This window comes from Enterobacter sp. JJBC, assembly GCF_036936505.1.
Taxonomy (GTDB): domain Bacteria; phylum Pseudomonadota; class Gammaproteobacteria; order Enterobacterales; family Enterobacteriaceae; genus Enterobacter; species Enterobacter hormaechei_C.
Genome location: NZ_CP136935.1, coordinates 3492157 through 3516946, shown reverse-complemented (window position 1 = coordinate 3516946; position 24790 = coordinate 3492157). Strand labels below are relative to the sequence as shown.

Here is a 24790-nt window from a genome sequence, read left to right as displayed (position 1 = left end):
CCCATTTTACAATAAAAAACCCCGGGCAGGGGCGAGTTTGAGGTTAAGTAAGACATGAGACTGACATCTAAAGGGCGTTATGCCGTGACCGCGATGCTGGACGTTGCGCTCAACTCCGAAGCGGGCCCGGTTCCGTTGGCTGATATTTCTGAACGACAAGGGATCTCCCTCTCTTACCTGGAACAGCTGTTCTCCAGACTGCGTAAAAATGGACTGGTGTCCAGCGTTCGTGGCCCGGGCGGCGGTTATCTGCTGGGTAAAGACGCGGGCAGTATTGCGGTTGGCGAAGTGATTAGCGCGGTTGACGAATCCGTTGACGCGACCCGTTGCCAGGGTAAAGGCGGCTGTCAGGGCGGCGATAAATGCCTGACCCACGCGCTGTGGCGCGATCTGAGCGACCGTCTGACCGGCTTCCTGAACAACATCACCCTCGGTGAGCTGGTGAATAACCAGGAAGTTCTGGATGTCTCTGGTCGTCAGCATAGTCAGGATTCACAGCGCAGCACCCGCACGCAGGACGCCATCGACGTTAAACTGCGCGCGTAATTAAAAAGATAAGTATTCAGAATCAGGCCGGGGTGGTCACACCCCGCGTACTCGGTCGTACATCCAGCCGGTTGCCTGATTCCTTGCATTGAAGCGATGTACGGAGTTTATAGAGCAATGAAATTACCGATTTATCTCGATTACTCCGCAACCACGCCGGTGGACCCGCGTGTTGCCGAGAAAATGATGCAGTGTCTGACCTTGGACGGAAACTTTGGTAACCCAGCTTCCCGTTCACACCGTTTTGGCTGGCATGCTGAAGAGGCGGTTGATATCGCCCGTAATCAGATTGCTGACCTGGTCGGTGCCGACCCGCGTGAAATTGTTTTCACCTCCGGTGCGACCGAATCCGACAACCTGGCGATTAAGGGTGCAGCCAACTTTTATCAGAAAAAAGGCAAGCACATCATCACCAGCAAAACCGAACACAAAGCCGTGCTGGACACCTGCCGTCAGCTGGAGCGTGAAGGGTTCGAAGTCACCTATCTGGCGCCACAGAGCAACGGCATTATCGATCTGAAAGAGCTCGAAGCGGCGATGCGTGATGACACCATTCTGGTCTCCATCATGCACGTCAACAACGAAATCGGCGTGGTACAAGACATCGCGACCATCGGCGAAATGTGCCGCGCGCGCGGTATCATCTACCACGTGGACGCGACCCAGAGCGTGGGCAAACTGCCTATCGACCTGAGCCAGCTGAAAGTGGACCTGATGTCCTTCTCCGGTCACAAAATCTATGGTCCGAAAGGTATCGGCGCGCTGTACGTTCGTCGTAAGCCACGTATTCGCATCGAAGCACAGATGCACGGCGGCGGTCACGAGCGCGGCATGCGTTCCGGTACGCTGCCTGTTCACCAGATCGTGGGCATGGGCGAAGCCTACCGCATTGCAAAAGAAGAGATGGAAACCGAGATGGCACGCCTGCGCACGCTGCGTAACCGTCTGTGGGACGGCGTGAAAGATATGGAAGAAGTGTATCTGAACGGCGATCTCGAGCAGGGCGCGCCGAACATCCTCAACGTCAGCTTCAACTATGTTGAAGGCGAGTCGCTGATCATGGCGCTGAAAGACCTGGCCGTTTCTTCCGGCTCTGCCTGTACCTCTGCAAGCCTGGAGCCATCCTACGTGCTGCGCGCGCTGGGTATGACTGACGAGCTGGCACACAGCTCTATCCGTTTCTCTTTAGGTCGTTTTACTACCGAAGAAGAGATTGACTACACCATCAAGCTGGTTCGTAACTCCATCGGCCGTCTGCGCGACCTTTCTCCACTGTGGGAAATGTTCAAGCAGGGCGTGGATCTGAACAGCATTGAATGGTCACATCACTAATCGGTACATAAGGAGAATTCAATCATGGCATACAGCGAAAAAGTCATCGATCATTACGAAAACCCGCGCAACGTTGGCTCTTTTGACAACAGCGACGAATCTGTTGGTAGCGGCATGGTCGGTGCACCAGCATGTGGCGACGTGATGAAGTTGCAGATCAAAGTCAACAATGAAGGTATCATTGAAGACGCGCGCTTCAAGACCTACGGCTGCGGTTCTGCTATCGCGTCCAGCTCCCTGGTCACCGAATGGGTGAAGGGCAAGTCTCTGGACGAAGCACAGGCAATCAAGAACACGGATATTGCTGAAGAACTCGAACTGCCGCCGGTGAAAATTCACTGCTCAATTCTGGCAGAAGACGCGATCAAAGCCGCCATTGCGGATTACAAAAGCAAACGTGAAGCAAAATAATTGAGGTTTGAGTATGTCGATTACCCTTAGCGACAGCGCTGCCGCGCGAGTAAGCTCTTTTCTGGCGAACCGTGGTAAAGGCTTTGGCCTGCGACTGGGCGTACGTACCTCCGGCTGTTCTGGTATGGCTTACGTACTGGAGTTTGTTGACGAACCGGCGTCTGATGACACCGTGTTTGAAGACAAGGGCGTGAAGGTGGTGGTCGATGGCAAAAGCCTGCAATTCCTCAACGGCACTCAGCTGGACTTCGTAAAAGAAGGCCTGAACGAAGGGTTCAAATTCACGAACCCGAACGTCAAAGATGAGTGTGGTTGCGGCGAAAGCTTCCACGTTTAACCGCGCGTCATCCGAAACCCCACCGTGGCTTTGCTACGCGTGGGGTTTGTTCTGACAGGCTACCCCTGAGATTGTTATGGATTACTTCACTCTCTTCGGACTACCCGCTCAATACCCGATCGATCTCCAGGCGCTGACGGTCCGTTTTCAGGATCTCCAGCGTCAGTACCATCCGGATAAATTCGCCAGCGGGACGCAGGCAGAGCAACTGGCTGCGGTATCACACTCCGCCACCATCAACCAGGCCTGGCAAACGCTGCGTCATCCGCTGGCGCGTGCAGAATATCTGCTCTCGCTTCACGGTTTCGATCTGGCGAGCGAACAGCATACCGTGCGCGACACCGCCTTTCTGATGGAACAACTGGAGCTGCGCGAAGAGCTGGATGAAATTGAACAGGCTAAAGACGAAGCGCGCCTGGAAAGCTTTATCACGCGCGTAAAAGGTATGTTCGATACCCGCCATCAGCAGATGGTGGAGCAACTGAACAACGAGACCTGGGACGTGGCGGCAGACACTGTGCGCAAACTCCGTTTTCTCGATAAACTGCTAAGCAGTGCTGAACAACTCGAAGAAAAGCTGCTCGATTTTTAATTTCGGAAGCAATTATGGCCTTATTACAAATTAGTGAGCCTGGCTTAAGTGCCGCACCGCACCAGCGTCGTCTGGCGGTCGGTATTGACCTGGGCACCACCAATTCCCTCGTGGCGACCGTGCGCAGCGGCCAGGCGGAAACGCTGGCTGACGAGCAGGGGCGCCATCTGCTGCCTTCTGTAGTCCACTACCAGCAGCAGGGTCACGCGGTCGGGGTTGATGCCCGCGCTAACGCCGCGCGCGATCCGGCCAATACCATCAGCTCGGTTAAGCGCATGATGGGCCGCTCGCTGGCTGATATCCAGACCCGTTACCCGCATCTGCCGTATCAGCTACAGGCCAGCGAAAACGGCCTGCCGATGATCGCGACGTCAGCCGGTTTGCTGAACCCGATTCGCGTTTCTGCTGACATCCTTAAAGCGCTGGCGGCACGCGCCACGGCGACGCTCGGCGGCGATCTGGACGGCGTGGTGATCACCGTTCCGGCCTATTTCGACGATGCACAGCGTCAGGGCACCAAAGACGCCGCGCGTCTGGCGGGCCTGCACGTGCTGCGTCTGCTGAACGAACCGACGGCGGCGGCGATTGCCTACGGCCTCGACTCCGGTCAGGAGGGGGTGATCGCGGTTTACGATCTCGGCGGCGGGACGTTCGATATCTCAATCCTGCGCCTGAGCCGCGGCGTGTTCGAAGTGCTGGCGACCGGCGGGGATTCCGCGCTCGGCGGCGATGACTTCGACCATCTGCTGGCAGATTACATCCGCGAGCAGGCGGGCATCAGCGATCGCAGCGATGCGCGCGTTCAGCGCGAACTGCTGGATGCGGCCATCGACGTCAAAATTGCGCTGAGCGATGCGCAGTCGGTCAGCGTGAACGTCGCAGGCTGGCAGGGTGAGATTACCCGCGATCGGTTCAGCGAGCTGATTGCGCCTCTGGTTAAGCGTACCCTGCTGGCCTGTCGTCGCGCATTGAAAGATGCGGGCGTTGAGGCTAACGAGGTGCTGGAAGTGGTCATGGTAGGCGGCTCAACGCGCGTGCCGCTGGTGCGCGAGCGCGTGGGCGAATTCTTTGGCCGCACGCCGTTGACTTCTATCGACCCGGACAAAGTGGTTGCCGTCGGCGCCGCTATCCAGGCCGATATTCTGGTCGGCAACAAGCCGGACAGCGAAATGCTGCTGCTGGACGTCATCCCGCTGTCTCTCGGTTTAGAAACCATGGGCGGCCTGGTGGAGAAAGTGATCCCGCGTAACACCACCATTCCGGTGGCGCGTGCGCAGGAGTTCACCACCTTTAAAGACGGCCAGACCGCGATGTCCATCCACGTGATGCAGGGCGAGCGTGAGCTGGTGCAGGACTGCCGCTCCCTGGCGCGCTTTGCGCTGCGCGGCATCCCGGCGCTGCCAGCTGGCGGGGCGCATATTCGCGTCACCTTCCAGGTTGATGCGGATGGCCTGCTGAGCGTGACGGCGATGGAAAAATCCACCGGCGTGGAATCATCCATTCAGGTGAAGCCGTCCTACGGCCTGACCGATGGCGAAATCGCCTCCATGATCCAGGATTCAATGAGCTACGCCGAGCAGGATGTGAAGGCGCGTATGCTGGCTGAACAAAAAGTGGAAGCCGCACGCGTGCTGGAAAGTCTGAACGGCGCGCTTGCTGCCGACGCCGCGCTGTTAAGCGCCGCTGAGCGCCAGGTGATTGACGACGCTGCCGCGCGCTTAAGCGCCGTGGCCGAAGGCAATGACGCTGACGCGATAGAAGAAGCCATTAAAAACGTTGATAAACAAACCCAGGACTTCGCTGCTCGCCGCATGGACAAATCTGTCCGCGTCGCGCTGAAAGGCCAGTCCGTGGACGAGGTTTAATATGCCAAAGATTGTAATTTTGCCTCATGCGGACCTCTGTCCGGATGGCGCTGTTCTGGAAGCGAAGACCGGTGAAACCATTCTCGATGTAGCCCTGCGTGCAGGTATCGAAGTGGAACACGCCTGTGAAAAATCCTGTGCCTGCACCACCTGCCACTGCATCGTGCGTGAAGGTTTCGACTCTCTCGCCGAGAGCACCGAAGACGAAGACGACATGCTGGATAAAGCATGGGGTCTGGAGCCAGACAGCCGCTTAAGCTGCCAGGCCGCGGTGACCGATGAAGATCTGGTCGTGGAGTTCCCACGCTACACCATCAACCACGCACGCGAGCATTAATATGGGACTGAAGTGGACAGACAGCCGTGAAATCGGCGAAGCGCTCTACGACGCGAACCCGGATCTCGATCCGAAGACCGTACGATTCACCGACATGCATCAGTGGATCTGCGATTTAGAGGATTTCGACGACGATCCTAACGCATCCAATGAAAAAATTCTGGAGGCGATTCTGTTAGTCTGGTTAGATGAAGCAGAATAAATAACAAAACGGGCTGCCTTCAGGCGGCCCGTTTGCTAGTTGCTAATAAGGAAAAATAAAATGACCGAAGCGATGAAGATTACGCTCTCGAATCAGCCTGCCGACGCGCGCTGGGGCGAGAAAGCCACCTACAGTATTAATAACGACGGCATTACCCTGCACCTGACGGGCAACGATGATTTGGGCCTGATCCAGCGCGCCGCGCGTAAGATTGACGGCCTTGGCATTAAGCATGTGTCGCTGGAAGGGGAAGGTTGGGACACCGACCGCAGCTGGGCGTTCTGGGCAGGCTACAAAGGGCCGAAAGGCACCCGTCAAATTGAGTGGGCGAACCTCGACGAAGCCGGTCAGAAAGAGCTGGAAAGCCGCCTGAACATTATCGACTGGGTGCGCGACACCATTAACGCACCGGCGGAAGAGCTGGGGCCGGAACAGCTGGCGCAGCGCGCCGTTGACCTGCTGTGCGGTGTGGCGGGCGAAAAGATGTCCTACCGCATCACTAAAGGGGAAGACCTGCGCGAGCAGAACTACATGGGTATCCACACCGTGGGCCGTGGCTCAGAGCGTCCTCCGGTCCTGCTGGCGCTGGACTACAACCCAACCGGCGACAAAGAAGCGCCGGTCTTTGCCTGTCTGGTCGGGAAAGGCATCACCTTCGACACCGGCGGCTACAGCCTGAAGCAGAGCGCATTCATGGACTCCATGAAGTCCGACATGGGCGGCGCGGCGACCATTACCGGCGCGCTGGCCTTCGCCATCACCCGTGGCCTGAACAAGCGCGTGAAGCTCTACCTGTGCTGCGCGGACAACATGGTGAGCGGCAACGCCTTCAAGCTGGGCGACATCATTCGCTACCGCAACGGTAAAAACGTTGAGGTGATGAACACCGACGCCGAAGGCCGTCTGGTGCTGGCCGATGGCCTGATCGACGCCTCTGCGCAGAAGCCGGAGCTGATTATCGACATGGCGACCCTGACCGGCGCGGCGAAAACTGCCCTGGGTAACGACTATCACGCCCTGTTCAGCTTCGACGACAAGCTGGCCGCTCGCCTGCTGGCCAGCGCGGCGGCGGAAAACGAACCGTTCTGGCGTCTGCCGCTGGCCGAGTTCCACCGCAGCCAGCTGCCGTCTAACTTCGCCGAGCTGAACAACACCGCGAGCGCAGCGTACCCGGCGGGGGCAAGCACCGCAGCAGGCTTCCTGTCTCACTTCGTTGAGAACTACCATGAAGGCTGGCTGCACATTGACTGCTCCGCAACCTACCGTAAAGCGGCGGTTGAGCAGTGGTCTGCGGGTGCGACCGGTCTGGGCGTGCGTACCGTAGCGAACCTGCTGACGGCTGAGTAATGCTCTTTGCCCTCACCCTAACCCTCTCCCCATGGGAGAGGGCAGGGGTGAGGGGGAAATTCGACATCTGGAATTGTTATGTCAGAAACCAAAAACGAATTAGAAACCCTGTTGGAGCAGGCGGCGACCGAGCCCGCCCACCGTCCGGCCTTTTTCCGCACGCTGCTGGAATCCACCGTCTGGGTGCCGGGCACCGCAGCGGAAGGGGAGCAGGTTGTCGAAGACAGCGCGCTGGATCTGCTGCACTGGGAGAAAGACGACGGCACGTCGGTGATCCCGTTCTTTACTTCGCTCGAGGCCTTGCAGGAAGCGGTAGAAGACGAACAGGCGTTCGTGGTGATGCCGGTGCGCACGTTGTTCGAAATGACCCTGGGGCAGACGCTGTTCCTCAACGCCAAACTGCCGACCGGGAAAGAGTTTACTCCGCGCGAAATCAGCCACCTGATTGGTGACGAGGGCAGCCCGCTCAGCACTCAGGAGGTGCTGGAAGGGGGCGAAACGCTGCTGCTGTCTGAAGTGGCCGAGCCGCCCGCGCAGATGATTGACTCCCTGACCACGCTGTTTAAAACCATCAAGCCGGTAAAACGCGCGTTTCTCTGCTCCATCAAAGAGAGCGCTGACGAAAAGCCTGTTCTGCTGATAGGGATTGAGGCCGACGGCGATATCGACGAGATCATCCAGGCGGCGGGAAGCGTGGCGACCGACACCCTGCCGGGCGATGAGCCGATTGATATCTGTCAGGTGAAGAAAGGTGAGAAGGGGATCAGCCACTTTATTACCGAGCACATCACTCCGTTCTACGAGCGTCGCTGGGGTGGCTTCCTGCGCGATCTCAAGACCAACCGCATTATCTGATTACGGCGGGGTGATCTTCACCCCGTTGCTTCCAGCAGCAGTAAATCCATCAGCAGCACCAGATTCGACTCAAACGACGTCACACCTGCGGCTTCGGCGGCGAAATGTACCGCTTCGTCATAGAGAGCAAAATGCACGTCCGCCATACCCGCCAGCGTATTGGCCGACGCGCGGGTAAACGCGACGATTGTCATGCCGACGTTTTTGGCGATCCGCGCTTTATCCAGTACCTGCTCCGTTTCGCCGCTGCGTGAAACGGCAATAAACACCTGATAGCGCGCGGCGTTGCTGAGAAAAATATTCCGGCTGTCTCCCGGCCCGGAGATGAAGGCCGTTTTTCCCAGCACCTGCAACTTCTTGGTCAGGTACTCGGCAAAAAGGTACGAAAACCCGGCGCCGTAGAGAAAGAAGCTCTCTTTCTGGCGCAGCAGGCTGGCAAACTGCTGGCGTTTGTCCTGAGTGACCCACTGGAAGGTCTGCTGATAGTTGGCAACGAACCGGGTAAAAAGCGCGGGCATTTCCGCATGTTGCCCAGGCTGTACGGTGATATGCGGCGTGTCAGAAAGCAACTGCTTGCAGTGCCAGATAAACTCGCTAAAGCCGCTAAACCCCAGCTTCTGGCACAGCCGCATAATCGTCGCGGTAGAGACAAATGTCGCCTGCGCCAGCTCGCGCACCGTGATGTTGCCCACCAGCAATGGATGCTCAGTGAGGTGGGCGAGGACGCGATACTCCGCGCGGGTCAGCGACGACCCGCGCGTTAACAGCGTTGCCAGGCGGTTATCCATTATTTCGCCGGTTCAACCGGCAGATCGTCCCGTGCACCCCATTCACTCCAGGCGCCGTCGTACAGGGTCACGTCATTTGCGCCAAGGGTTGCCAGCGCCAGGATCACCACGCAGGCCGTTACGCCGGAGCCGCAGCTTGCAATAACCGGACGATGCAAATCCACGCCCTGACGTTCAAAAATGGCACGCAATTCATCGGTGGTTTTCAGCTCGCCTTCAAACACCAGATCGCCCCACGGCACGTTCAGCGCCCCCGGGATATGGCCGCGTTTCAGTCCCGGTCGCGGCTCGTCCGCTTCTGCGTTGAAACGTGGAGCGGGACGCGCATCGACGATTTGCGCCGTGTTTTCGTGGCTCACGACCAGCACGTCGGTCAGGCGCTTGACCACATTAGCGTCAAACGTGGCATCAAATTCCCCTTCCGGCAGCGTGACGTCACCCTGCTGAAGCGGTAGTTCGTCGCGCTTCCAGCCTGCAAGTCCGCCCGCCAGAATCGATACCTTTTCCACGCCGAAGTTTTTCAGCATCCACCACGCTCGCGGCGCGGAAAACAGATTACCTTCATCGTAAACAACAAGATGTTTATCTTTGCTGATGCCCAGCTCGCGCATCGCCACGGAAAACGCTTCCGGGCGAGGCAGCATGTGCGGCAGGGAAGAGGTGTGATCGGAGAGGGCTTCGATATCAAAAAATACCGCGCCAGGCAGGTGTCCTGCCCGGTATTCAGCGGGAACGTCACGATGCTCCTGGCCCGGAGGGGCCATGCGCGCGTCGATAATCTGAACTTCCGGGTCGTCGCCGTGCTCAATCAGCCAGTCGGCAGCGACAAAATATGAGGTGGACATGGTTGCCTCCATTCTTTTCCGTAAAAAAGGATTGTCGGTGTTTTTTCTGACACCGACAAGCTCACCACGTTCAACTCGCGAGCAAGCCCCTATTTTTTCACCGCTTCACCGTCCTGCCAGGCCTTTTGCAGCGCAGGCCAGTAGTCGCGGTTGGCTTCGATCATCTCATCCAGAATCGCTTTCGCGTGCTCCATGGTCGGCACGGTGCGGTTCAGAGTGAACGCCTGCAACGCTTTCTCGTAGCTGCCTTCGATGGTTGCCTCAACCAGCAGCTGTTCAGAGGCCAGCTGCTGTTGCAGGAGCGTCTGGTGGAACAGCGGCACCTGACCCACGCGGACGGGCTCCGGCCCTTCGGAGGTGATATAGGCAGGCACTTCCACCACCGCATCGTACGGCAGGTTGGTAATCGCCCCGCGGTTTTCCACCATCACCAGATGGCGGCTTCGCAGGTTGAACGCCAGCGAACAGGCGACGTCAACGATAAATTCACCGTGGACGCCCACGTGGAAGGCATCCGGTAAAATTCCGGTGCGTTGATATTCTTCGGCGGCGGCGAACAGCTTTTTCTCGCGCCCGTTCATCACTTCGTTGGCGCGGGTATAGTCCGGGTTTTGATGCTCCACAATCTGGTTCGGCATCAGGTAGTACTGTAGATACGGGTTCGGCAGGTACTCCGGGAAGTTATCCATAATCGGCTTGATATTGCGCCAGGTTTTCACCCACGACGGATCGGAATGCTGCGGATCGGTTTTAGCCGCATCTTCCGTCAGCAGGCCAAACTTCGCGATATGCTTACGCAACTCCGGGAGCTTGTCTTCGCCGTCCACCAGCACGCGGGTAAACCAGCCGAAGTGGTTCAGGCCGAAGTAGTCCACTTCCAGTTTATGACGATCCACGCCCAGAATGGCGCCCATATTGCGCATCGCGGCAACCGGCATATCGCAGATGTTCAGCACCCTCGCGTTCGGACGCAGGCGGCGCACGCCTTCCGCGACGATCGCCGCCGGGTTGGAGTAGTTCACGATCCAGGCTTTCTCGTGCGCGTAGCGATCGACCAGATCGATAAGCTCCACCATCGGCAGGATCGTGCGCAGGCCATATGCCAGCCCGCCGGGCCCGCAGGTCTCCTGGCCCACCACGCCGTGACGCAGCGGGATCTTCTCATCCTGCTCACGCATTTTGTACTGGCCGACGCGCATCTGGGCGAAGACAAAATGCGCGCCGCTAAAGGCCACTTCCGGGTCACTGGTGACGGTAAATTTGATGCTCTGGCTGTGGTCGCGAATAACCTTCTCCACCACGGGCGCGATGGTGTTCTGGCGCGCCTCGTCAATGTCATACAGGCGGATCTCTGCCAGAGGGAAATCGTGCAGACGCACCATGAGGCTTTTCACAATACCTGGCGTGTAAGTGCTACCGCCGCCGGCAATCGACAGAATAAATGGGGGTGTAAACATCTTTAGCTCCTTTCAGAGAAACGTCTCAACGGCTTCTCGCATTTTTTTGACATGCAGCCCGTAGACCACCTGAACGTTGTTACCTTGTTTGATAATCCCTTTCGCGCCGGTCGCTTTCAGGCGCGGTTCGTCGATGATGGCGACGTCCTTCACCGTGACGCGTAAGCGGGTGTAGCAGTTATCCACCACCTCTATGTTTTCCCGACCGCCCAGACCCACAACGATCGATTCGCCCAGCCCGTCGTTATTGCCCTTCGCCTGGTACTCCTGCTTGCTGTAAAGGCGTGTCTCCTGGTCCTCATCTTCACGCCCCGGCGTTTTCATGTTGAAGCGCAGGATCAGGAAGCGGAATACCACGAAATAAAGAGTGAACATGATCAGCCCGACCACGATGTACATGGGCCAGTTGGACTTCTCCGTGCCGAGCGGCAGGTTGTAGAGGATGAAATCGATAATCCCGTTGGCGCCGATGGCGTGAACGCCAAACAGCGAGAACAGCATCATGCCGATACCGGTCAGCACCGCATGCACCACGAACAGCAGCGGGGCGACAAACAGGAAGGAGAACTCAATCGGCTCGGTTACGCCGACCAGCAGCGAGGTCAGCGCCGCCGGGATCAGAATCGCTTTCGCCGCCGCTTTACGCTCTGGCCTGGCGGTCATATACATCGCCAGCGCCGCGGCAGGCAGGCCAAACATTTTGCTGATGCCGCGCGCATCCCACACCACGGTACTGCTGAGCTGCTTCACGTCCGGGCAGGCCATCTCGGCGAAGTAGATATTGCGCGCGCCCTGGTAAGCCGTACCGCACACCTCCTGCGTACCGCCCAGTTCGGTATACAGGAACGGCGTATAGACCAGATGATGCAGGCCCGTCGGCACCAGAATGCGTTCAAGGAAACCGTAGATCGCCACGCCAAACGGACCGGACCCTTTGATCGCCAGCGCCAGGGCGCTTATTCCATGCTGTGCGTACGGCCAGAGTTCGCTCATGATCACGCCGAGCAGCATAGAGACAGGCAGCATTACAATCGCGACAAAGCAGTGGCCGGAGTAAATCGCCATCGCGCCGTTAAACTGGACACCGGAATATTTGTTGTACAGATAACCGGAGAGCGCCCCGGTCAGGATCCCGGCGAAAACGCCCATTTCCAGCACCTGGACGCCCAGCACCATGCTTTGTCCGGCGGCTTTCATCTGTTCCGCAGGGGCCAGTTCCCCCTGAAGCTGTAACGTCACGTTCATGGCATTGATAAACACGATAAAAGTTACCAGCCCAATCAGCGCCGCGTAGCCTTTGTCTCGGGTTGCCAGTCCAATGGGGATACCAACGGCAAACACCAGCGCCAGGTTGACCAGCACCGACACGGCAGACTTGGCGATCAGCTGGCCGACACTCTGGATCAGCGGGTGGCCAAGAAACGGCAGGTACTCGGCCAGATTGCCGTTACCCAGCACATTCCCAAAGGCGATAAACAGGCCTACGATGGGTAAGATAAGTACAGGTCCGTAAAGTGATTTTCCGAAATTTTGTAGGGCGTTCACGGCTCGTTTCATGGCTTTCTCTCTTATTGAACCGCGCACTCAGGGTGCGTCATGGTCATAAAACTAGCAGGCCTGATGCGAGCTTATCCAGCTATCTTCTTGTTTTAAAAACAAATGACGTGAAAGGTAACATGTAACGTTATGCGCTGTGATCGCGGTTCCATCACGGCGTAGCGGCGTGATGCCATTCTGCGAGGTGCTTTCCAGATTATAAAATTGGACTTTTTGTATTAACGAAACTTGCGGATAATACTTATCCGGACGATGACCAACAGGCCCCTCAGGCCAGGGACACAGGATGAAACCGTTTCGCTTAGCTGCGATCTCTCTCGCGCTGCTCACCACCTTTACGCTTGTCGGCTGTGATAACAGCGACGACAAACCTCAGGCCGCTGCCCCCGCAGCGTCTACTGCATCAGAAAAGAAAACCCCGGCGACACCGGATCCTGAAAAGCTGGCTAAGCTGGCCGCGCAGAGTCAGGGTAAGGCGTTGACGCTGCTGGATGCCTCGGAAGTGCAACTCGACGGCGCCGCGACGCTGGTTCTGACCTTCTCTGTACCGCTGGATCCCAGCCAGGATTTTGCGAAAACGGTACATGTGGTGGATAAAAAAAGCGGCAAAGTGGACGGCGCCTGGGAACTGGCCCCCAATCTGAAAGAGCTGCGCCTGCGCCATCTGGAGCCGAATCGTAATCTGGTTGTCACCGTCGAACGTGATTTGCTGGCGCTGAACAAAGCGACATTCGGCATTGACTATGAAAAAGCGATCACCACCCGGGATGTTGAACCGACGGTCGGATTCGCCAGCCGCGGATCGCTGCTGCCGGGTAAAGTGGTGGAAGGGTTGCCGGTGATGGCGCTCAACGTCAACAATGTGGACGTGAACTTCTACCGCGTTAAGCCGGAGTCGCTGGCCTCGTTTGTCAGCCAGTGGGAGTACCGTAACTCGCTGACCAACTGGGAATCTGACAACCTGCTGAAGATGGCGGAACTGGTCTACACCGGCCGTTTCGACCTCAACCCGGCGCGCAACACGCGTGAAAAACTGCTCCTGCCGCTTAAAGATATTAAGCCGCTCCAGCAGTCTGGCGTCTATATCGCCGTGATGAATCAGGCTGGTCACTATAACTACAGTAACGCCGCGACGCTCTTTACCTTAAGTGATATTGGGCTGTCCGCTCACCGTTATCATAACCGCCTGGACATCTTCACCCAGAGTCTTGAAAACGGTGCGGCGCAGTCAGGCGTGACCATTACCCTTCTGAACGATAAAGGGCAGACTCTGGCCGAGGCGAACAGCGACGCCGATGGTCATGCGAAACTGGAAACCGATAAAGAAGCCGCGCTGATCCTTGCCAGTAAAGATGGCCAGACCACGCTTCTTGACCTCAAACTTCCGGCGCTGGATCTGGCGGAGTTTGATATCGCCGGTAACCCGGGTTACAGCAAACAGTTCTTTATGTTTGGCCCGCGCGATCTCTATCGTCCGGGTGAAACGGTGATCCTTAACGGCCTGCTTCGCGACAGCGATGGCAAACCGCTTCCCGAGCAGCCGGTAAAACTTGACGTGCTGCGTCCGGACGGACAGGTGGCGCGTACGGTCGTTGTGCAACCTGAGAATGGCCTTTATCGCTTCAACTATTCGCTTGATAGCGGCGCCCAGACCGGCATGTGGCATATTCGCGCGAATACGGGGGATAACCAGCAGCGCATGTGGGATTTCCACGTCGAAGATTTTATGCCTGAGCGTATGGCGCTGAATCTGACCGGGCAAAAAACGCCGGTTTCCCCGCAGGAGGATGTGGACTTTAACGTTGTGGGCTATTACCTGTACGGCGCGCCAGCTAACGGCAATTCTCTGCAAGGCCAGCTTTTCCTGCGTCCGCTACGTGACGCGGTGCCTGCGCTGCCTGGCTTCCAGTTCGGTGATATTGCCGAGGAGAACCTGAGCCGCAGCCTGGATGAAGTGCAGCTTACGCTGGACGAACAGGGGCGCGGACAGGTTACCACCGAAAGCCAGTGGAAAGAGGCGCACTCGCCGCTGCAACTGATTTTGCAGGCCAGCCTGCTGGAATCAGGTGGGCGTCCGGTAACGCGACGCGCTGAGCAGGCTATCTGGCCGGCGGCTGAGCTGCCGGGTATTCGCCCTCAGTTCGCCAGCAAGGCGGTTTACGACTACCGCACCGATACTACCGTCAACCAGCCGATCGTCGACGAGAACGGCAACGCCAGCTTCGACATCGTCTATGCCGATGCCAGCGGAGCCAAAAAGGCCGTTTCCGGATTACAGGTACGACTGGTTCGCGAGCGTCGTGACTACTTCTGGAACTGGTCCGAGAGTGAGGGCTGGCAGTCTCAGTTTGATCAAAAAGATCTGGTTGAGGGCGAGCAGGAGCTAAACCTCAAGGCCGATGAAACCGGTAAAGTCACCTTCCCGGTGGAGTGGGGCTCATACCGTCTGGAAGTGAAAGCCCCTGATGACATGGTCAGCAGCGTGCGCTTCTGGGCAGGCTACAGCTGGCAGGATAACAGCGACGGCACCGGGGCCGCGCGCCCTGACCGCGTGACGCTGAAACTGGATAAGCCATCCTATCAGCCAGGCGATACCATCCAACTGCACATCGCCGCGCCGGCCGCAGGCAAGGGCTATGCGATGATCGAGTCCAGTGAAGGGCCGCTGTGGTGGAAAGAGATCGACGTACCGGCTAACGGTCTGGATCTCGCTATCCCGGTCGACAAGGCCTGGAAACGTCACGATCTCTATCTCAGCACGCTGGTGGTTCGTCCTGGCGATAAATCAAAATCCGCCACGCCAAAACGGGCGGTTGGCCTGCTGCATCTGCCAATGGGGGACGAAAATCGTCGCCTGAACATCGCACTGGATAACCCGCAAAAAATGCGTCCGAACCAGACGCTTTCTGTGAAAGTGAAAGCCAGCGTAAAAGAGGGGGCTGTGCCACAGAAGGTGAACGTGCTGGTCTCGGCTGTCGATAGCGGCGTGCTGAACATTACCGACTACGTCACGCCGGATCCGTGGCAAGCTTTCTTCGGTCAGAAGCGCTATGGCGCGGACATCTATGATGTTTACGGCCAGGTGATTGAAGGTCAGGGACGTCTGGCCGCACTGCGCTTTGGCGGAGACGGCGATGAACTGAAACGCGGCGGTAAGCCACCGGTGAACCATGTCACCATTATTGCCCAGCAGGCGCAGCCGGTTACGCTTGATGCCAACGGCGAAGGTACCATCACGCTGCCGATTGGCGATTTCAACGGTGAACTGCGTCTGATGGCGCAGGCCTGGACGGAAGACGATTTCGGCAGCAGCGAAAGCAAAATCATTGTGGCGGCTCCGATTATCACCGAGCTTAACACGCCGCGGTTCCTCGCAAGTGGCGATACCTCCCGCCTGACGCTGGACCTGACTAACCTGACTGACCAGCCGCAAACGCTGAACATTGCGTTAACCGCAGCCGGTAAGTTGTCGCTCGAAGGTGCTCAGCCAGAGCCGGTTAAGCTGCCGCCTGGCGCACGTAGCACCCTGTTTATACCGGTGCGTGCCCTGGAGGGCTATGGCGATGGGCAAGTGACTGCTCAGGTGACGGGCCTTCAGCTCCCAGGTGAGACGTTTGCGCCGCAGCAGAAGAGCTGGAAAATTGGCGTGCGTCCCGCATTCCCGGCGCAAACCGTGAATACGGGCACGATGCTGAATCCTGGCGAATCCTGGAGTGCGCCAGCACAGCATATCGAAGGTTTCTCGCCTGCCACGCTACAGGGGCAGCTGTTGCTCAGCGGTAAACCACCTTTGAACCTGGCGCGCTACATACGTGAACTTCAGGCCTATCCGTATGGATGTCTTGAGCAGACCACCAGCGGCCTGTTCCCGTCCCTCTACACCAACGCGGCACAGCTGAAGGCATTGGGCATTAAAGGCGATACCGACGATAAACGCCGTGCGGCCATTGATATCGGGATCTCCCGTCTGCTGCAAATGCAGCGTGACGATGGCGGTTTTGCCTTGTGGGATAAAAACGGCCCGGAAGAGTACTGGCTGACCGCCTATGTCACGGACTTCCTGGTGCGGGCAGGGGAGCAGGGTTACAGCGTGCCTGCCGAGGCGGTGAATAACGCCAACAGCCGACTGCTGCGCTATTTACAGGATCCGGGCATGATGTCCATCCGCTACAGCGACGACACCCAGGCCAGCAAATTTGCTGTCCAGGCGTATGCTTCGCTGGTGCTGGCGCGTCAGCAAAAAGCGCCGCTCGGTGCGCTGCGTGAAATCTGGGAGCGCCACGCTCAGGCTGCTTCCGGGCTTCCGTTGATGCAGCTGGGCATGGCACTCAAACTGATGGGGGATGCACCGCGCAGCCAGCAGGCGCTGGATCTGGCTCTCAAAACACCCCGTAACGACAGCCGAAACTGGATGGCGGATTACGGCAGCCAGCTGCGTGATAATGCCCTGATGCTCTCCCTGCTGGAAGAGTACAAGCTGCTGCCGGATGCGCAAAACAGGCTGCTGAACGCGTTATCTGAAGACGCGTTCAGCCAGCGCTGGCTGTCTACCCAGGAGAGCAATGCGCTGTTCCTGGCCGGACGATCACTGCAAACCTTGTCAGGTGCGTGGCAGGCAACGACCTCCCTCTCTGAACAGACCCAGAGCAGTGATAAAGCGCAGGTAGAAAACCTGAACGGCGATCAGATTGGTGCGTTGCAGATGACGAATACCGGCACTACGCCGCTGTGGGTACGACTGGACACTACTGGCTATCCGGAGTATGCGCCTCAGCCATCCTCGAATGTCTTGCAGATTGAACGTCATATCCTGGCGACAGATGGCAGCAGCAAGTCGCTCTCTTCTCTGAAGAGCGGTGAACTGGTTCTGGTATGGCTGGAAGTGAAGGCCAGCCAGAACGTGCCGGATGCGCTGGTGGTGGATCTGCTCCCGGCAGGTCTGGAGCTGGAAAACCAGAATCTGGCGAGCAGCAGCGCCAGCTTGCAGGACAGCGGCAGTGAAGTGCAAAACCTGCTGAATCAGATGCAACAGTCTGATATTCAGCACATGGAATTCCGCGACGATCGCTTTGTGGCCGCGGTGCCGGTCAATGAAGGTCAGCCGGTCACGCTGGTTTACCTGGCCCGTGCCGTTACGCCGGGAACCTACCAGGTGCCTGTTCCGATGGTCGAGTCCATGTACGTTCCGCAGTGGCGGGCAACGGGGGCGGCCAGTGGCCCGCTGATCGTTGTTCCGTAAGATGCGGATAGCACGCCTGATTCGCTCCCGCTGGCTGTGGCTGGCGGGAGCGCTTCTCGTTTCAGGGGGGCTGATTGTCGTCGCTGACCGCGTGTGGCCGTTGCCCCTGAAAGAGGTCAACCCTGCGCGAGTGGTGGTGGATGAGCAGGGTGTTCCGTTGTGGCGTTTTGCCGACAGCGAAGGCATCTGGCGCTATCCGGTTACCATTAAAGAGGTTTCCCCACGCTATCTCGAGGCGCTGATCCAGTATGAAGATCGCTGGTTCTGGGATCACCCGGGCGTCAATCCGCTTTCTGTAGTGCGTGCCGCCTGGCAGGATCTCACCTCCGGGAGAGTGGTTTCTGGCGGGAGCACGCTTACCATGCAGGTGGCACGCCTTCTGGATCCGCATCCGCGAACCTTTGGCGGTAAAATTCGTCAGCTGTGGCGGGCGATGCAGCTGGAGTGGCATCTCTCCAAGCGTGAAATCCTGACGCTGTATCTGAACCGTGCCCCGTTTGGCGGCACGTTGCAGGGCGTGGGCGCGGCAAGCTGGACTTACCTTGGCAAACCGCCGTCTCAGCTGAGCTATTCCGACGCGGCGCTGCTGGCTGTACTACCACAAGCACCCAGCCGTCTGCGCCCGGACCGCTGGCCGGAACGTGCCGAAGCGGCGCGGAACAAAGTACTCGACCGCATGCTGACTCAGGGCGTCTGGTCTGAGAAGCAGGTGAAAGAGTCCCGTGAAGAGCCGGTCTGGCTGGCCCCCCGGCAGATGCCGCAGCTGGCGCCGCTCTTTTCCCGCATGATGCTGAGTAAAAGTCGTGACACAAAAATAGTCACCACGCTGGATGCAGCATTGCAACGACAGCTTGAAGAGCTGGCAATGAACTGGAAATCACGCCTGCCCGCCCGCAGTTCGCTGGCGATGATCGTCGTGGATCATACATCCATGAAAGTGCGTGGCTGGGTAGGCTCGGTAGATATCAATGATGACAGCCGTTTCAGCCACGTAGATATGGTCAATGCGATCCGATCGCCGGGATCGGTTCTCAAACCATTCATCTATGGCATGGCGCTGGACGATGGTCTGATCCATCCCGCTTCGTTATTACAGGATGTTCCAAGAAAAACGGGGGATTATCGTCCCGGCAACTTTGACAGCGGCTTCCATGGGCCGGTCAGTATGAGCGAAGCCCTGGTGCGTTCCCTCAACCTGCCTGCGGTGCAGGTTCTGGAAGCGTACGGCCCAAAACGTTTTGCCGGAATGCTGAGCAACGCGGGATTACCGCTCATTCTGCCTGCGGGGGCACAGCCCAACCTCTCTCTGATCCTGGGGGGCGCAGGCGCACGCCTGGCTGATATCGCTGCCGCCTATAGCGCCTTTGCGCGTCAGGGTAAGGCGGGCCGGCTGCGTTTACAGCCGGGCGATCCGCTGATCGAACGTCCGCTGTTATCGCAGGGGGCGGCGTGGATTATTCGTCGCATTCTCGCTAATGAAGCACAGCCCCTGCCGGACAGTGCGCTGCCCCAGGTTGCGCCGCTGGCGTGGAAAACGGGCACCAGCTATGGCTACCGGGATGCCTGGGCCATCGGCCTGAATGCCCGCTATGTCATCGGAATCTGGACCGGACGCCCGGACGGCACGCCCGTTGCCGGGCAGTTTGGTTTCGCCAGCGCGGTACCGCTCCTGAATCAGGTCAATAACATGCTTCAGTCCCGCTCGATGGTGGATGAAGCGCGCCTGCCGCGCGATCCGCGTCCCGCAAGCGTAGGACGGGGCGTGATTTGCTGGCCGGGGGGCCAGTCCCTGCCTGAAGGGAGCGAAAACTGTCGGCGTCGGCTGTCAACCTGGCTGCTGGAAGGCAGTGAACCGCCTACGCTGCTGCTGCCGGAACAGGAAGGTATTCGCGGGATCCGTTTCCCGGTCTGGCTGGATAAAGAAGGCAAACGCGTTGCGGCGGATTGTCCTGATGCGACAGAAAAAGTGCTGGATGTCTGGCCGCTGCCGCTGGAGCCCTGGCTGCCTGCTGCCGAAAAACGGGCTGCTCGTCTCCCCGCCCGTTCAGCAATTTGCCCTCCGCTGGATAACCATAATGCGGCGCCGCTGATGTTGTCAGGCGTCAGAGAAGGGGCGGTAATTAAACGTCTTCCAGGTGAGAAAAATATTACCCTCAACGTTTCAACCAGCGGCGGGGAGGGGCAACGATGGTGGTTTTTGAATGGCGAACCGCTGGACGGGCATCAGAAGAATTATTCACTGCAATTATATTTGCCTGGTAAATATCAATTAATTGTATTAGATGAAACAGGACAAACGGCGACGGTGAATTTTGAATTAGATCGCTAAGTGTTACTCCTCAAGAGTTAGCTTGATAATTATCAATATTCGTTCCTGAAAAAAAACGAGAATGCGTTTTTATTTGAAGGAACGAGCAATGAAAAAAAATAAACATCAGGGAGAAGGGCTTATTCCCGCCATATCCCGGCGTCATTTTATTCAGGCAGGGTCGGCGCTCGCCGCCCTGCCGTTTGTCGTCAAAACCGGCAAAGTACAGGCACAGGACGCGGCGGTTTCAGACGCTACGCCTGAAGAAAAAGTGGTGCAAACCTGTAGTACGTTTGACTGCGGCGGCAAGTGTGATATTCGTGCTCACGTCAGTGATGGCGTTGTGACCCGAATTTCAACGCGACCGGATAACGCGCTGGATCCGCAGATGCCAGTGATGCGCGCCTGCGTTCGTGGTCGGGCTTATCGGAAATTTGTTTATCATCCCGATCGGCTTAAATATCCAATGAAACGCGTGGGTAAACGTGGCGAAGGAAAATTCGAACGTATTACCTGGGATGAAGCCACCACCCTTATTGCGAATCAATTAAAAACTATTACGCAAAAATACGGTGCTGCGTCACGCTATGTTCATGTGGGCACCGCGGTGTCCGGCGGGACCTTTTCCGGCGATAAAATGGTTCGTCGTCTGCTCAACTTAACCGGCGGCTATCTCGAAAGCTATCACTCGGTCAGTATGGGTAACACGGCGGCGGCAACGCCGTATACCTATGGCACCGCCGCCAGCGGCAGCTCTCTGGACACGCTGCTGGACACCAAACTGGTCATTCTCTGGGGGCATAACCCGACGGAAACCATCTTCGGGCACAGCAACCACTTCTACCAGAAGATGAAGCAAAACGGCACGCGCTTTATCGTTGTTGACCCACGCTATTCCGATACGGTTTCCTCCCTTGCCGATCAGTGGATCCCATTGCTTCCTGCCACGGACAACGCCCTGATGGACGCGATGATGTATGTGATCGTCACGGAGAATCTGCACGATCGCGACTTTATTCAACGCTACACCCTGGGCTTTGACGAAGACGCCATGCCAGAAGGCGTTCCGGCCAATGAATCCCTGATGGCTTACCTGAGCGGTGCAAAGGATGGCGTGGCGAAAACGCCCGAGTGGGCAGAGAAAATCACTCACGTGCCTGCACAAACTATTCGTCAGCTGGCGCGCGACTACGCAACCACCAAACCCGCCGCGCTGATCCAGGGCTGGGGACCGCAGCGTCACAACTGCGGCGAGCGCACCGCGCGCGGCTCGACGATACTGGCCACGCTGACGGGTAACGTTGGGGTGAAAGGCGGCTGGGCAGCAGGCTATGGAGGCTGCGCAAACCGCAAATTTGCGGCCGGGCCAGAGATGCCGGACAACCCGGTCAAAGCCAAAATTTCGGTCATGAACTGGGTGCAGGCTGCTGATGATGCTTCTAAGGTAACCGCGGAAGATGGCCTGAAGGATGCTGAGAAGCTGGACAGCAATATCCGCATCCTGTTCTCGCTGGCGGGCAATTATCTGGCTAACCAGAACCCGGATCTTCATCAGGCAACCCGTGTCCTGGAAGACGAGTCGAAAATCGAGTTTATCGTCGCAAGCGATCTGTTTATGACGCCTAGCGCCAGATACGCCGACCTGCTTTTGCCGGAAACCAGCTTTATGGAACGCTGGAATATCGGCGAAACCTGGGGCACGGCAAGCTATCTGATCCTGTCAGAAAAGCTCATTGAACCTGAATTCGAACGCCGTTCAGACTACGACTGGCTGCGGGAGGTCGCTGCTAAGCTTGGCGTCGAGCCAGCGTTCAGCGAGGGCCGTGACGAAAAAGCGTGGATTGAGCACATCTGGGAGCAGACGCGGCTGTCCATGCCGGATGAAAACCTGCCGGACTTCGCGACGCTACAGAAGACGCGTCAGCATCTTTTCAAAAGCGCGCCGTACGTTGCCTTTGAAGACAACATTCGCGATCCGCAGAATCATCCGTTCCCGACGCCGTCCGGAAAAATTGAGATCTTCTCGAAGCGTCTGTACGACATGCATCACCCGGAAATTCCGGCGCTGTCGCACTACGTGCCTGCCCATGAAGGGCCGGAAGACGAGCTGGCGAAAACCTTCCCGCTCCAGCTGATCACCTGGAAAGGGAAAAACCGCGCTAACTCCACCCAGTACGCCAACCCGTGGTTAATTGAGGCGCAGCAGCAAAAGCTGTGGATCAACCCGCAGGATGCGCAAAAGCGCGGCATTGCGCAGGGGGATACCGTGCGTATTCATAACGCGCGCGGCATTTGCGAGATCCCGGCGGAGGTCACGCCGCGCATCATTCCAGGCGTGGTGGCCATGCAGGCAGGCGCCTGGTGGCAGCCGGACGAGCAGGGTATCGATAAAGGCGGCTGCGCGAACGTGCTCAGTTCCGCCCGTATTACCGCGCTTGCGAAAGGGAATTCCCATCAAACCATGCTGGTGGAGGTAGCTAAAGCATGAGTCAGTTTAAACATTACGCACCGGTGAGCGACAAACAGCTGGGTTTTTATATCGACTCTTCTCGCTGCTCGGGCTGCAAGGCATGCCAGGTGGCGTGCAAAGATAAAAACAACCTTGAGGTCGGACGTCGTTTCCGTCGCGTTTATGAAGTCAATGGCGGGAATTTCATCCCAACCGGGCAGGGCGGCGTCAGCAACAATGTGTTTGCCTACACGCTCTCTATTTCCTGTAACCACTGTGCAGACCCAATCTGCACTAAAAACTGTCCGACCACGGCGATGCACAAGCGTCCGGGAGACGGCATTGTGCGCGTTGATACTGATAAGTGCGTCGGCTGCGGCTACTGCGCGTGGTCTTGCCCTTACGGCGCGCCACAGCTCAACGAGCAGACCGGGCAGATGTCCAAATGTGATTTCTGCGTGGATCTCCAGGCGAAGGGAGAGCAGCCCGTCTGTGTGGCAACCTGTCCACTCGAAGCGATTAAATTCGGGCCGATTGATGAACTGCGGGCGAAGTATGGTGCGGTCTGTGATGTGAAAGGCTTGCCTGATTCCTCCATCACCAAACCAAACCTGGTGATCAAAGCGCATCAGGGCGCAGAGAAAGAGGGGAAATGTCATGCATGAGTTACCGCTGCTGATTTTTACGCTGTTCCTGCAAGGATCGGTTGGCGTTACGCTGTGGCTGGCGTTCGGAAGCACGCAACGTAGCGCGCTGCTGCCGGCTGCCGGAGCGTTTGTGCTGGCGAGCCTGGGGCTGCTCGCCTCCGCGCTGCACATGGGCTATCCGCTTAATGCTCTTAACGCGCTGCGCCACGTATCCAGCTCCTGGCTGAGCCGTGAGATTATCTTTGCCAGTCTTTATCTTGCGGCGCTTGGCTTCGCAACGCTGCTGATGTTTGTCAAAAAGCCAGGCTGGAAGCCACTGTTGGTTGTGGCAGGTCTGGTTGGTTTAGTCGATGTGTTCTGCATGGCGCAGATCTACATGCACGCATCCGTGGTGACATGGCAGCATGTTAACACTCTGGTGCTGTTTATCGGTTCGGTGGGGATTATCGGCTCAGCCTGCATGGCCGTTGGGACGCGTTCCCAGTCAACCGTGCGTGCGGCGGTTGTCATTATCACGCTGCTGGTGCTTGTGCGTCTGGTGATGCAGCCCGTCTGGCTGGCAGATATTACGGCTATGGACCACACCGTGGTGACGTTCCCTCACGCACCGCTACAGATGCTGGAGCAACTGCGAACCGTTCATCTGCTGAGCTGGTGCGTATCCGTTGCGGGTATGCTGTGCTTTGCTGCGGGCGGCTTAAAAGCGGCGCGAGGCACAATGCTGTTGGGCAGCGCCTTGCTAATTGTGGGTGAGCTGATGCTGCGCTTTGTTTTCTTCAGTATTGGCTGATGGGCGGATTAACCTTTGCCCCGGCGATGGACGTGACGCATGCGTGCGTCCGTCGTCGTTTTCGCCACTCTTCCTGCTGTGCCTGCGCGGACGTCTGTCCCGTGCAGGCTTTTTCTTTTACCGACTCAGGCGTCTCGGTTGATGACAGCCGCTGTATTGAATGCGGTGACTGCCTGTTCGTCTGCCCCGCTGGGGCCATCACCGGCATCACGCCGCGAAAACGCTTTCTGAGTGGCGATACGCTTGTTGGGCCGTTTACTGACCGTGCGCCAGGGGTGAATGAGCTTCTGCTGTGGCACGCGCAGTACCACGTTCGTTTTATCAGTATCGACGCGGAGCAGAATCCTGACTGGTTGCTGGCTATTGCCCGGCTGAATCTGGCGCTTCGTCGACGCGGTGAAGCGGCGTGGGCGTTTAAACATATACCCGTCAACGAGGTTAATACCGCCCGGCGTGCGCTGATGCACGTTCCCCGTGAGGATGTCCGGGTCTGTAGCGTCGTGCCCGGTCAGCGTGATCTGCGCAGGGCGTTTTCTGCGTTTAGCGAGGCAGAGATAACTCTCGATACCGAATCCTGCGTACTCTGCGGCGCGTGCTGGCGGAGTTGTACGGAAAACGCGATTCGGTTTGAGAACACTGAACTGGTCGTGGAAATCGGACGCTGTACGGGGTGCGGCGGCTGCGAAGCGGTATGCCAGCATGCGGCGATAAACGTGACGCAAACAGAAGGAACAGCGAAAAGCGTGACCATACCGGCATATGAAGCCGTTTGCCTGACGTGCCACCGTCATTTCTGGTCATTTACGTCTGATGAAAAGCAGTGTCCGCTCTGTTTTCATCATCAACGCGGTATGCGAAATACGAGCTGTTGCTAATCTTCGTCTCA

The 24790-nt window shown here is 57.7% G+C and carries 20 protein-coding genes; 16 read left to right on the top strand and 4 right to left on the bottom strand.

The annotated features are described in order from the left end of the window. Positions 1-54: 54 nt before the first annotated feature. The 10 genes from iscR to sseB all read left to right on the top strand — a co-directional run bounded on the left by iscR (position 55) and on the right by sseB (position 7824). Complete coding sequence (gene iscR, locus RY075_RS16840) at positions 55-546, top strand: Fe-S cluster assembly transcriptional regulator IscR (protein ID WP_003860665.1); 492 nt, start codon at positions 55-57, stop codon at positions 544-546. A gap of 117 nt (positions 547-663) precedes the next feature. Beyond that, positions 664-1878 carry a cysteine desulfurase gene (gene iscS, locus RY075_RS16835; protein ID WP_003860663.1) on the top strand — a complete coding sequence of 405 codons (1215 nt, stop codon included), beginning with the start codon at positions 664-666 and terminating at the stop codon, positions 1876-1878. A 24-nt stretch (positions 1879-1902) separates the two neighbouring features. Continuing rightward, positions 1903-2289: a Fe-S cluster assembly scaffold IscU gene (iscU, locus tag RY075_RS16830; RefSeq protein WP_003860661.1), complete on the top strand. Its 387-nt coding sequence runs from the start codon at positions 1903-1905 to the stop codon at positions 2287-2289. A 13-nt stretch (positions 2290-2302) separates the two neighbouring features. Then, positions 2303-2626 carry an iron-sulfur cluster assembly protein IscA gene (gene iscA / locus RY075_RS16825; protein WP_003860659.1) on the top strand — a complete coding sequence of 108 codons (324 nt, stop codon included), beginning with the start codon at positions 2303-2305 and terminating at the stop codon, positions 2624-2626. Between the two features lie 76 nt (positions 2627-2702). After that, a complete protein-coding gene (gene hscB / locus RY075_RS16820; protein ID WP_338627853.1) occupies positions 2703-3218 on the top strand; it encodes a co-chaperone HscB in 516 nt (171 codons plus the stop codon). A 14-nt stretch (positions 3219-3232) separates the two neighbouring features. Next, positions 3233-5083 (top strand): Fe-S protein assembly chaperone HscA, encoded by a 1851-nt coding sequence (gene hscA / locus RY075_RS16815; protein ID WP_302378277.1) that lies wholly within the window; start codon positions 3233-3235, stop codon positions 5081-5083. 1 nt (position 5084) lies between these two features. After that, positions 5085-5420, top strand: a complete 336-nt coding sequence (gene fdx / locus RY075_RS16810) for an ISC system 2Fe-2S type ferredoxin (RefSeq protein WP_003860652.1) — start codon at positions 5085-5087, stop codon at positions 5418-5420. A 1-nt stretch (position 5421) separates the two neighbouring features. Continuing rightward, a complete protein-coding gene (gene iscX / locus RY075_RS16805; protein WP_003860650.1) occupies positions 5422-5622 on the top strand; it encodes a Fe-S cluster assembly protein IscX in 201 nt (66 codons plus the stop codon). 60 nt (positions 5623-5682) lie between these two features. Next, positions 5683-6969, top strand: a complete 1287-nt coding sequence (gene pepB, locus RY075_RS16800) for an aminopeptidase PepB (RefSeq protein ID WP_023325070.1) — start codon at positions 5683-5685, stop codon at positions 6967-6969. A gap of 78 nt (positions 6970-7047) precedes the next feature. After that, positions 7048-7824: an enhanced serine sensitivity protein SseB gene (gene sseB, locus RY075_RS16795; protein ID WP_109948726.1), complete on the top strand. Its 777-nt coding sequence runs from the start codon at positions 7048-7050 to the stop codon at positions 7822-7824. 17 nt (positions 7825-7841) lie between these two features. Here the strand turns inward: sseB and RY075_RS16790 are convergent, their stop codons facing one another. The 4 genes from RY075_RS16790 to RY075_RS16775 all read right to left on the bottom strand — a co-directional run bounded on the left by RY075_RS16790 (position 7842) and on the right by RY075_RS16775 (position 12471). After that, the gene (locus RY075_RS16790) at positions 7842-8612 is read right to left on the bottom strand and encodes a MurR/RpiR family transcriptional regulator (protein WP_109948725.1); all 771 of its coding nucleotides are present in this window, start codon (positions 8610-8612) and stop codon (positions 7842-7844) included. After that, positions 8612-9457, bottom strand: coding sequence for a 3-mercaptopyruvate sulfurtransferase (gene sseA / locus RY075_RS16785; RefSeq protein WP_022651593.1), 846 nt, complete (start codon positions 9455-9457; stop codon positions 8612-8614). The genes RY075_RS16790 and sseA overlap by 1 nt, the downstream gene beginning before the upstream one ends. 89 nt (positions 9458-9546) lie before the next feature. Further along, positions 9547-10914 carry a 6-phospho-alpha-glucosidase gene (locus tag RY075_RS16780; protein WP_003860640.1) on the bottom strand — a complete coding sequence of 456 codons (1368 nt, stop codon included), beginning with the start codon at positions 10912-10914 and terminating at the stop codon, positions 9547-9549. A gap of 12 nt (positions 10915-10926) precedes the next feature. Further along, on the bottom strand, positions 10927-12471 hold the full coding sequence (locus tag RY075_RS16775; RefSeq protein WP_003860637.1) for a PTS transporter subunit EIIC: 1545 nt from the start codon (positions 12469-12471) through the stop codon (positions 10927-10929). A gap of 286 nt (positions 12472-12757) precedes the next feature. On the opposite strand from RY075_RS16775, the gene RY075_RS16770 reads away from it, so the two are divergent. The 6 genes from RY075_RS16770 to RY075_RS16745 all read left to right on the top strand — a co-directional run bounded on the left by RY075_RS16770 (position 12758) and on the right by RY075_RS16745 (position 24779). Further along, a complete protein-coding gene (locus RY075_RS16770; RefSeq protein ID WP_276191191.1) occupies positions 12758-17710 on the top strand; it encodes an alpha-2-macroglobulin in 4953 nt (1650 codons plus the stop codon). Position 17711: 1 nt separating this feature from the next. Continuing rightward, positions 17712-20039, top strand: a complete 2328-nt coding sequence (gene pbpC, locus RY075_RS16765; RefSeq protein WP_109948724.1) for a peptidoglycan glycosyltransferase PbpC — start codon at positions 17712-17714, stop codon at positions 20037-20039. A gap of 88 nt (positions 20040-20127) precedes the next feature. Next, positions 20128-22506, top strand: a complete 2379-nt coding sequence (locus RY075_RS16760) for a DMSO/selenate family reductase complex A subunit (RefSeq protein WP_023325065.1) — start codon at positions 20128-20130, stop codon at positions 22504-22506. Beyond that, a complete protein-coding gene (locus RY075_RS16755; RefSeq protein WP_023314649.1) occupies positions 22503-23132 on the top strand; it encodes a DMSO/selenate family reductase complex B subunit in 630 nt (209 codons plus the stop codon). The genes RY075_RS16760 and RY075_RS16755 overlap by 4 nt, the downstream gene beginning before the upstream one ends. After that, positions 23125-23904, top strand: a complete 780-nt coding sequence (locus RY075_RS16750) for a DmsC/YnfH family molybdoenzyme membrane anchor subunit (RefSeq protein ID WP_045349786.1) — start codon at positions 23125-23127, stop codon at positions 23902-23904. The genes RY075_RS16755 and RY075_RS16750 overlap by 8 nt, the downstream gene beginning before the upstream one ends. Further along, entirely contained in the window at positions 23904-24779 is an 876-nt protein-coding gene (locus tag RY075_RS16745; protein WP_109948723.1) for a 4Fe-4S binding protein, read from the top strand. The genes RY075_RS16750 and RY075_RS16745 overlap by 1 nt, the downstream gene beginning before the upstream one ends. Positions 24780-24790 lie beyond the last annotated feature (11 nt).

Excerpts from the sequence above, each read along its gene's own strand:
- iscR (WP_003860665.1), top strand. The coding sequence starts at position 55 with ATGAGACTGACATCTAAAGGGCGTTATGCCGTGACCGCGATGCTGGAC.
- iscS (WP_003860663.1), top strand. The coding sequence starts at position 664 with ATGAAATTACCGATTTATCTCGATTACTCCGCAACCACGCCGGTGGAC.
- iscU (WP_003860661.1), top strand. The coding sequence starts at position 1,903 with ATGGCATACAGCGAAAAAGTCATCGATCATTACGAAAACCCGCGCAAC.
- iscA (WP_003860659.1), top strand. The coding sequence starts at position 2,303 with ATGTCGATTACCCTTAGCGACAGCGCTGCCGCGCGAGTAAGCTCTTTT.
- hscB (WP_338627853.1), top strand. The coding sequence starts at position 2,703 with ATGGATTACTTCACTCTCTTCGGACTACCCGCTCAATACCCGATCGAT.
- hscA (WP_302378277.1), top strand. The coding sequence starts at position 3,233 with ATGGCCTTATTACAAATTAGTGAGCCTGGCTTAAGTGCCGCACCGCAC.
- fdx (WP_003860652.1), top strand. The coding sequence starts at position 5,085 with ATGCCAAAGATTGTAATTTTGCCTCATGCGGACCTCTGTCCGGATGGC.
- iscX (WP_003860650.1), top strand. The coding sequence starts at position 5,422 with ATGGGACTGAAGTGGACAGACAGCCGTGAAATCGGCGAAGCGCTCTAC.
- pepB (WP_023325070.1), top strand. The coding sequence starts at position 5,683 with ATGACCGAAGCGATGAAGATTACGCTCTCGAATCAGCCTGCCGACGCG.
- sseB (WP_109948726.1), top strand. The coding sequence starts at position 7,048 with ATGTCAGAAACCAAAAACGAATTAGAAACCCTGTTGGAGCAGGCGGCG.
- RY075_RS16790 (WP_109948725.1), bottom strand. The coding sequence starts at position 8,612 with ATGGATAACCGCCTGGCAACGCTGTTAACGCGCGGGTCGTCGCTGACC.
- sseA (WP_022651593.1), bottom strand. The coding sequence starts at position 9,457 with ATGTCCACCTCATATTTTGTCGCTGCCGACTGGCTGATTGAGCACGGC.
- RY075_RS16780 (WP_003860640.1), bottom strand. The coding sequence starts at position 10,914 with ATGTTTACACCCCCATTTATTCTGTCGATTGCCGGCGGCGGTAGCACT.
- RY075_RS16775 (WP_003860637.1), bottom strand. The coding sequence starts at position 12,471 with ATGAAACGAGCCGTGAACGCCCTACAAAATTTCGGAAAATCACTTTAC.
- RY075_RS16770 (WP_276191191.1), top strand. The coding sequence starts at position 12,758 with ATGAAACCGTTTCGCTTAGCTGCGATCTCTCTCGCGCTGCTCACCACC.
- pbpC (WP_109948724.1), top strand. The coding sequence starts at position 17,712 with ATGCGGATAGCACGCCTGATTCGCTCCCGCTGGCTGTGGCTGGCGGGA.
- RY075_RS16760 (WP_023325065.1), top strand. The coding sequence starts at position 20,128 with ATGAAAAAAAATAAACATCAGGGAGAAGGGCTTATTCCCGCCATATCC.
- RY075_RS16755 (WP_023314649.1), top strand. The coding sequence starts at position 22,503 with ATGAGTCAGTTTAAACATTACGCACCGGTGAGCGACAAACAGCTGGGT.
- RY075_RS16750 (WP_045349786.1), top strand. The coding sequence starts at position 23,125 with ATGCATGAGTTACCGCTGCTGATTTTTACGCTGTTCCTGCAAGGATCG.
- RY075_RS16745 (WP_109948723.1), top strand. The coding sequence starts at position 23,904 with ATGGGCGGATTAACCTTTGCCCCGGCGATGGACGTGACGCATGCGTGC.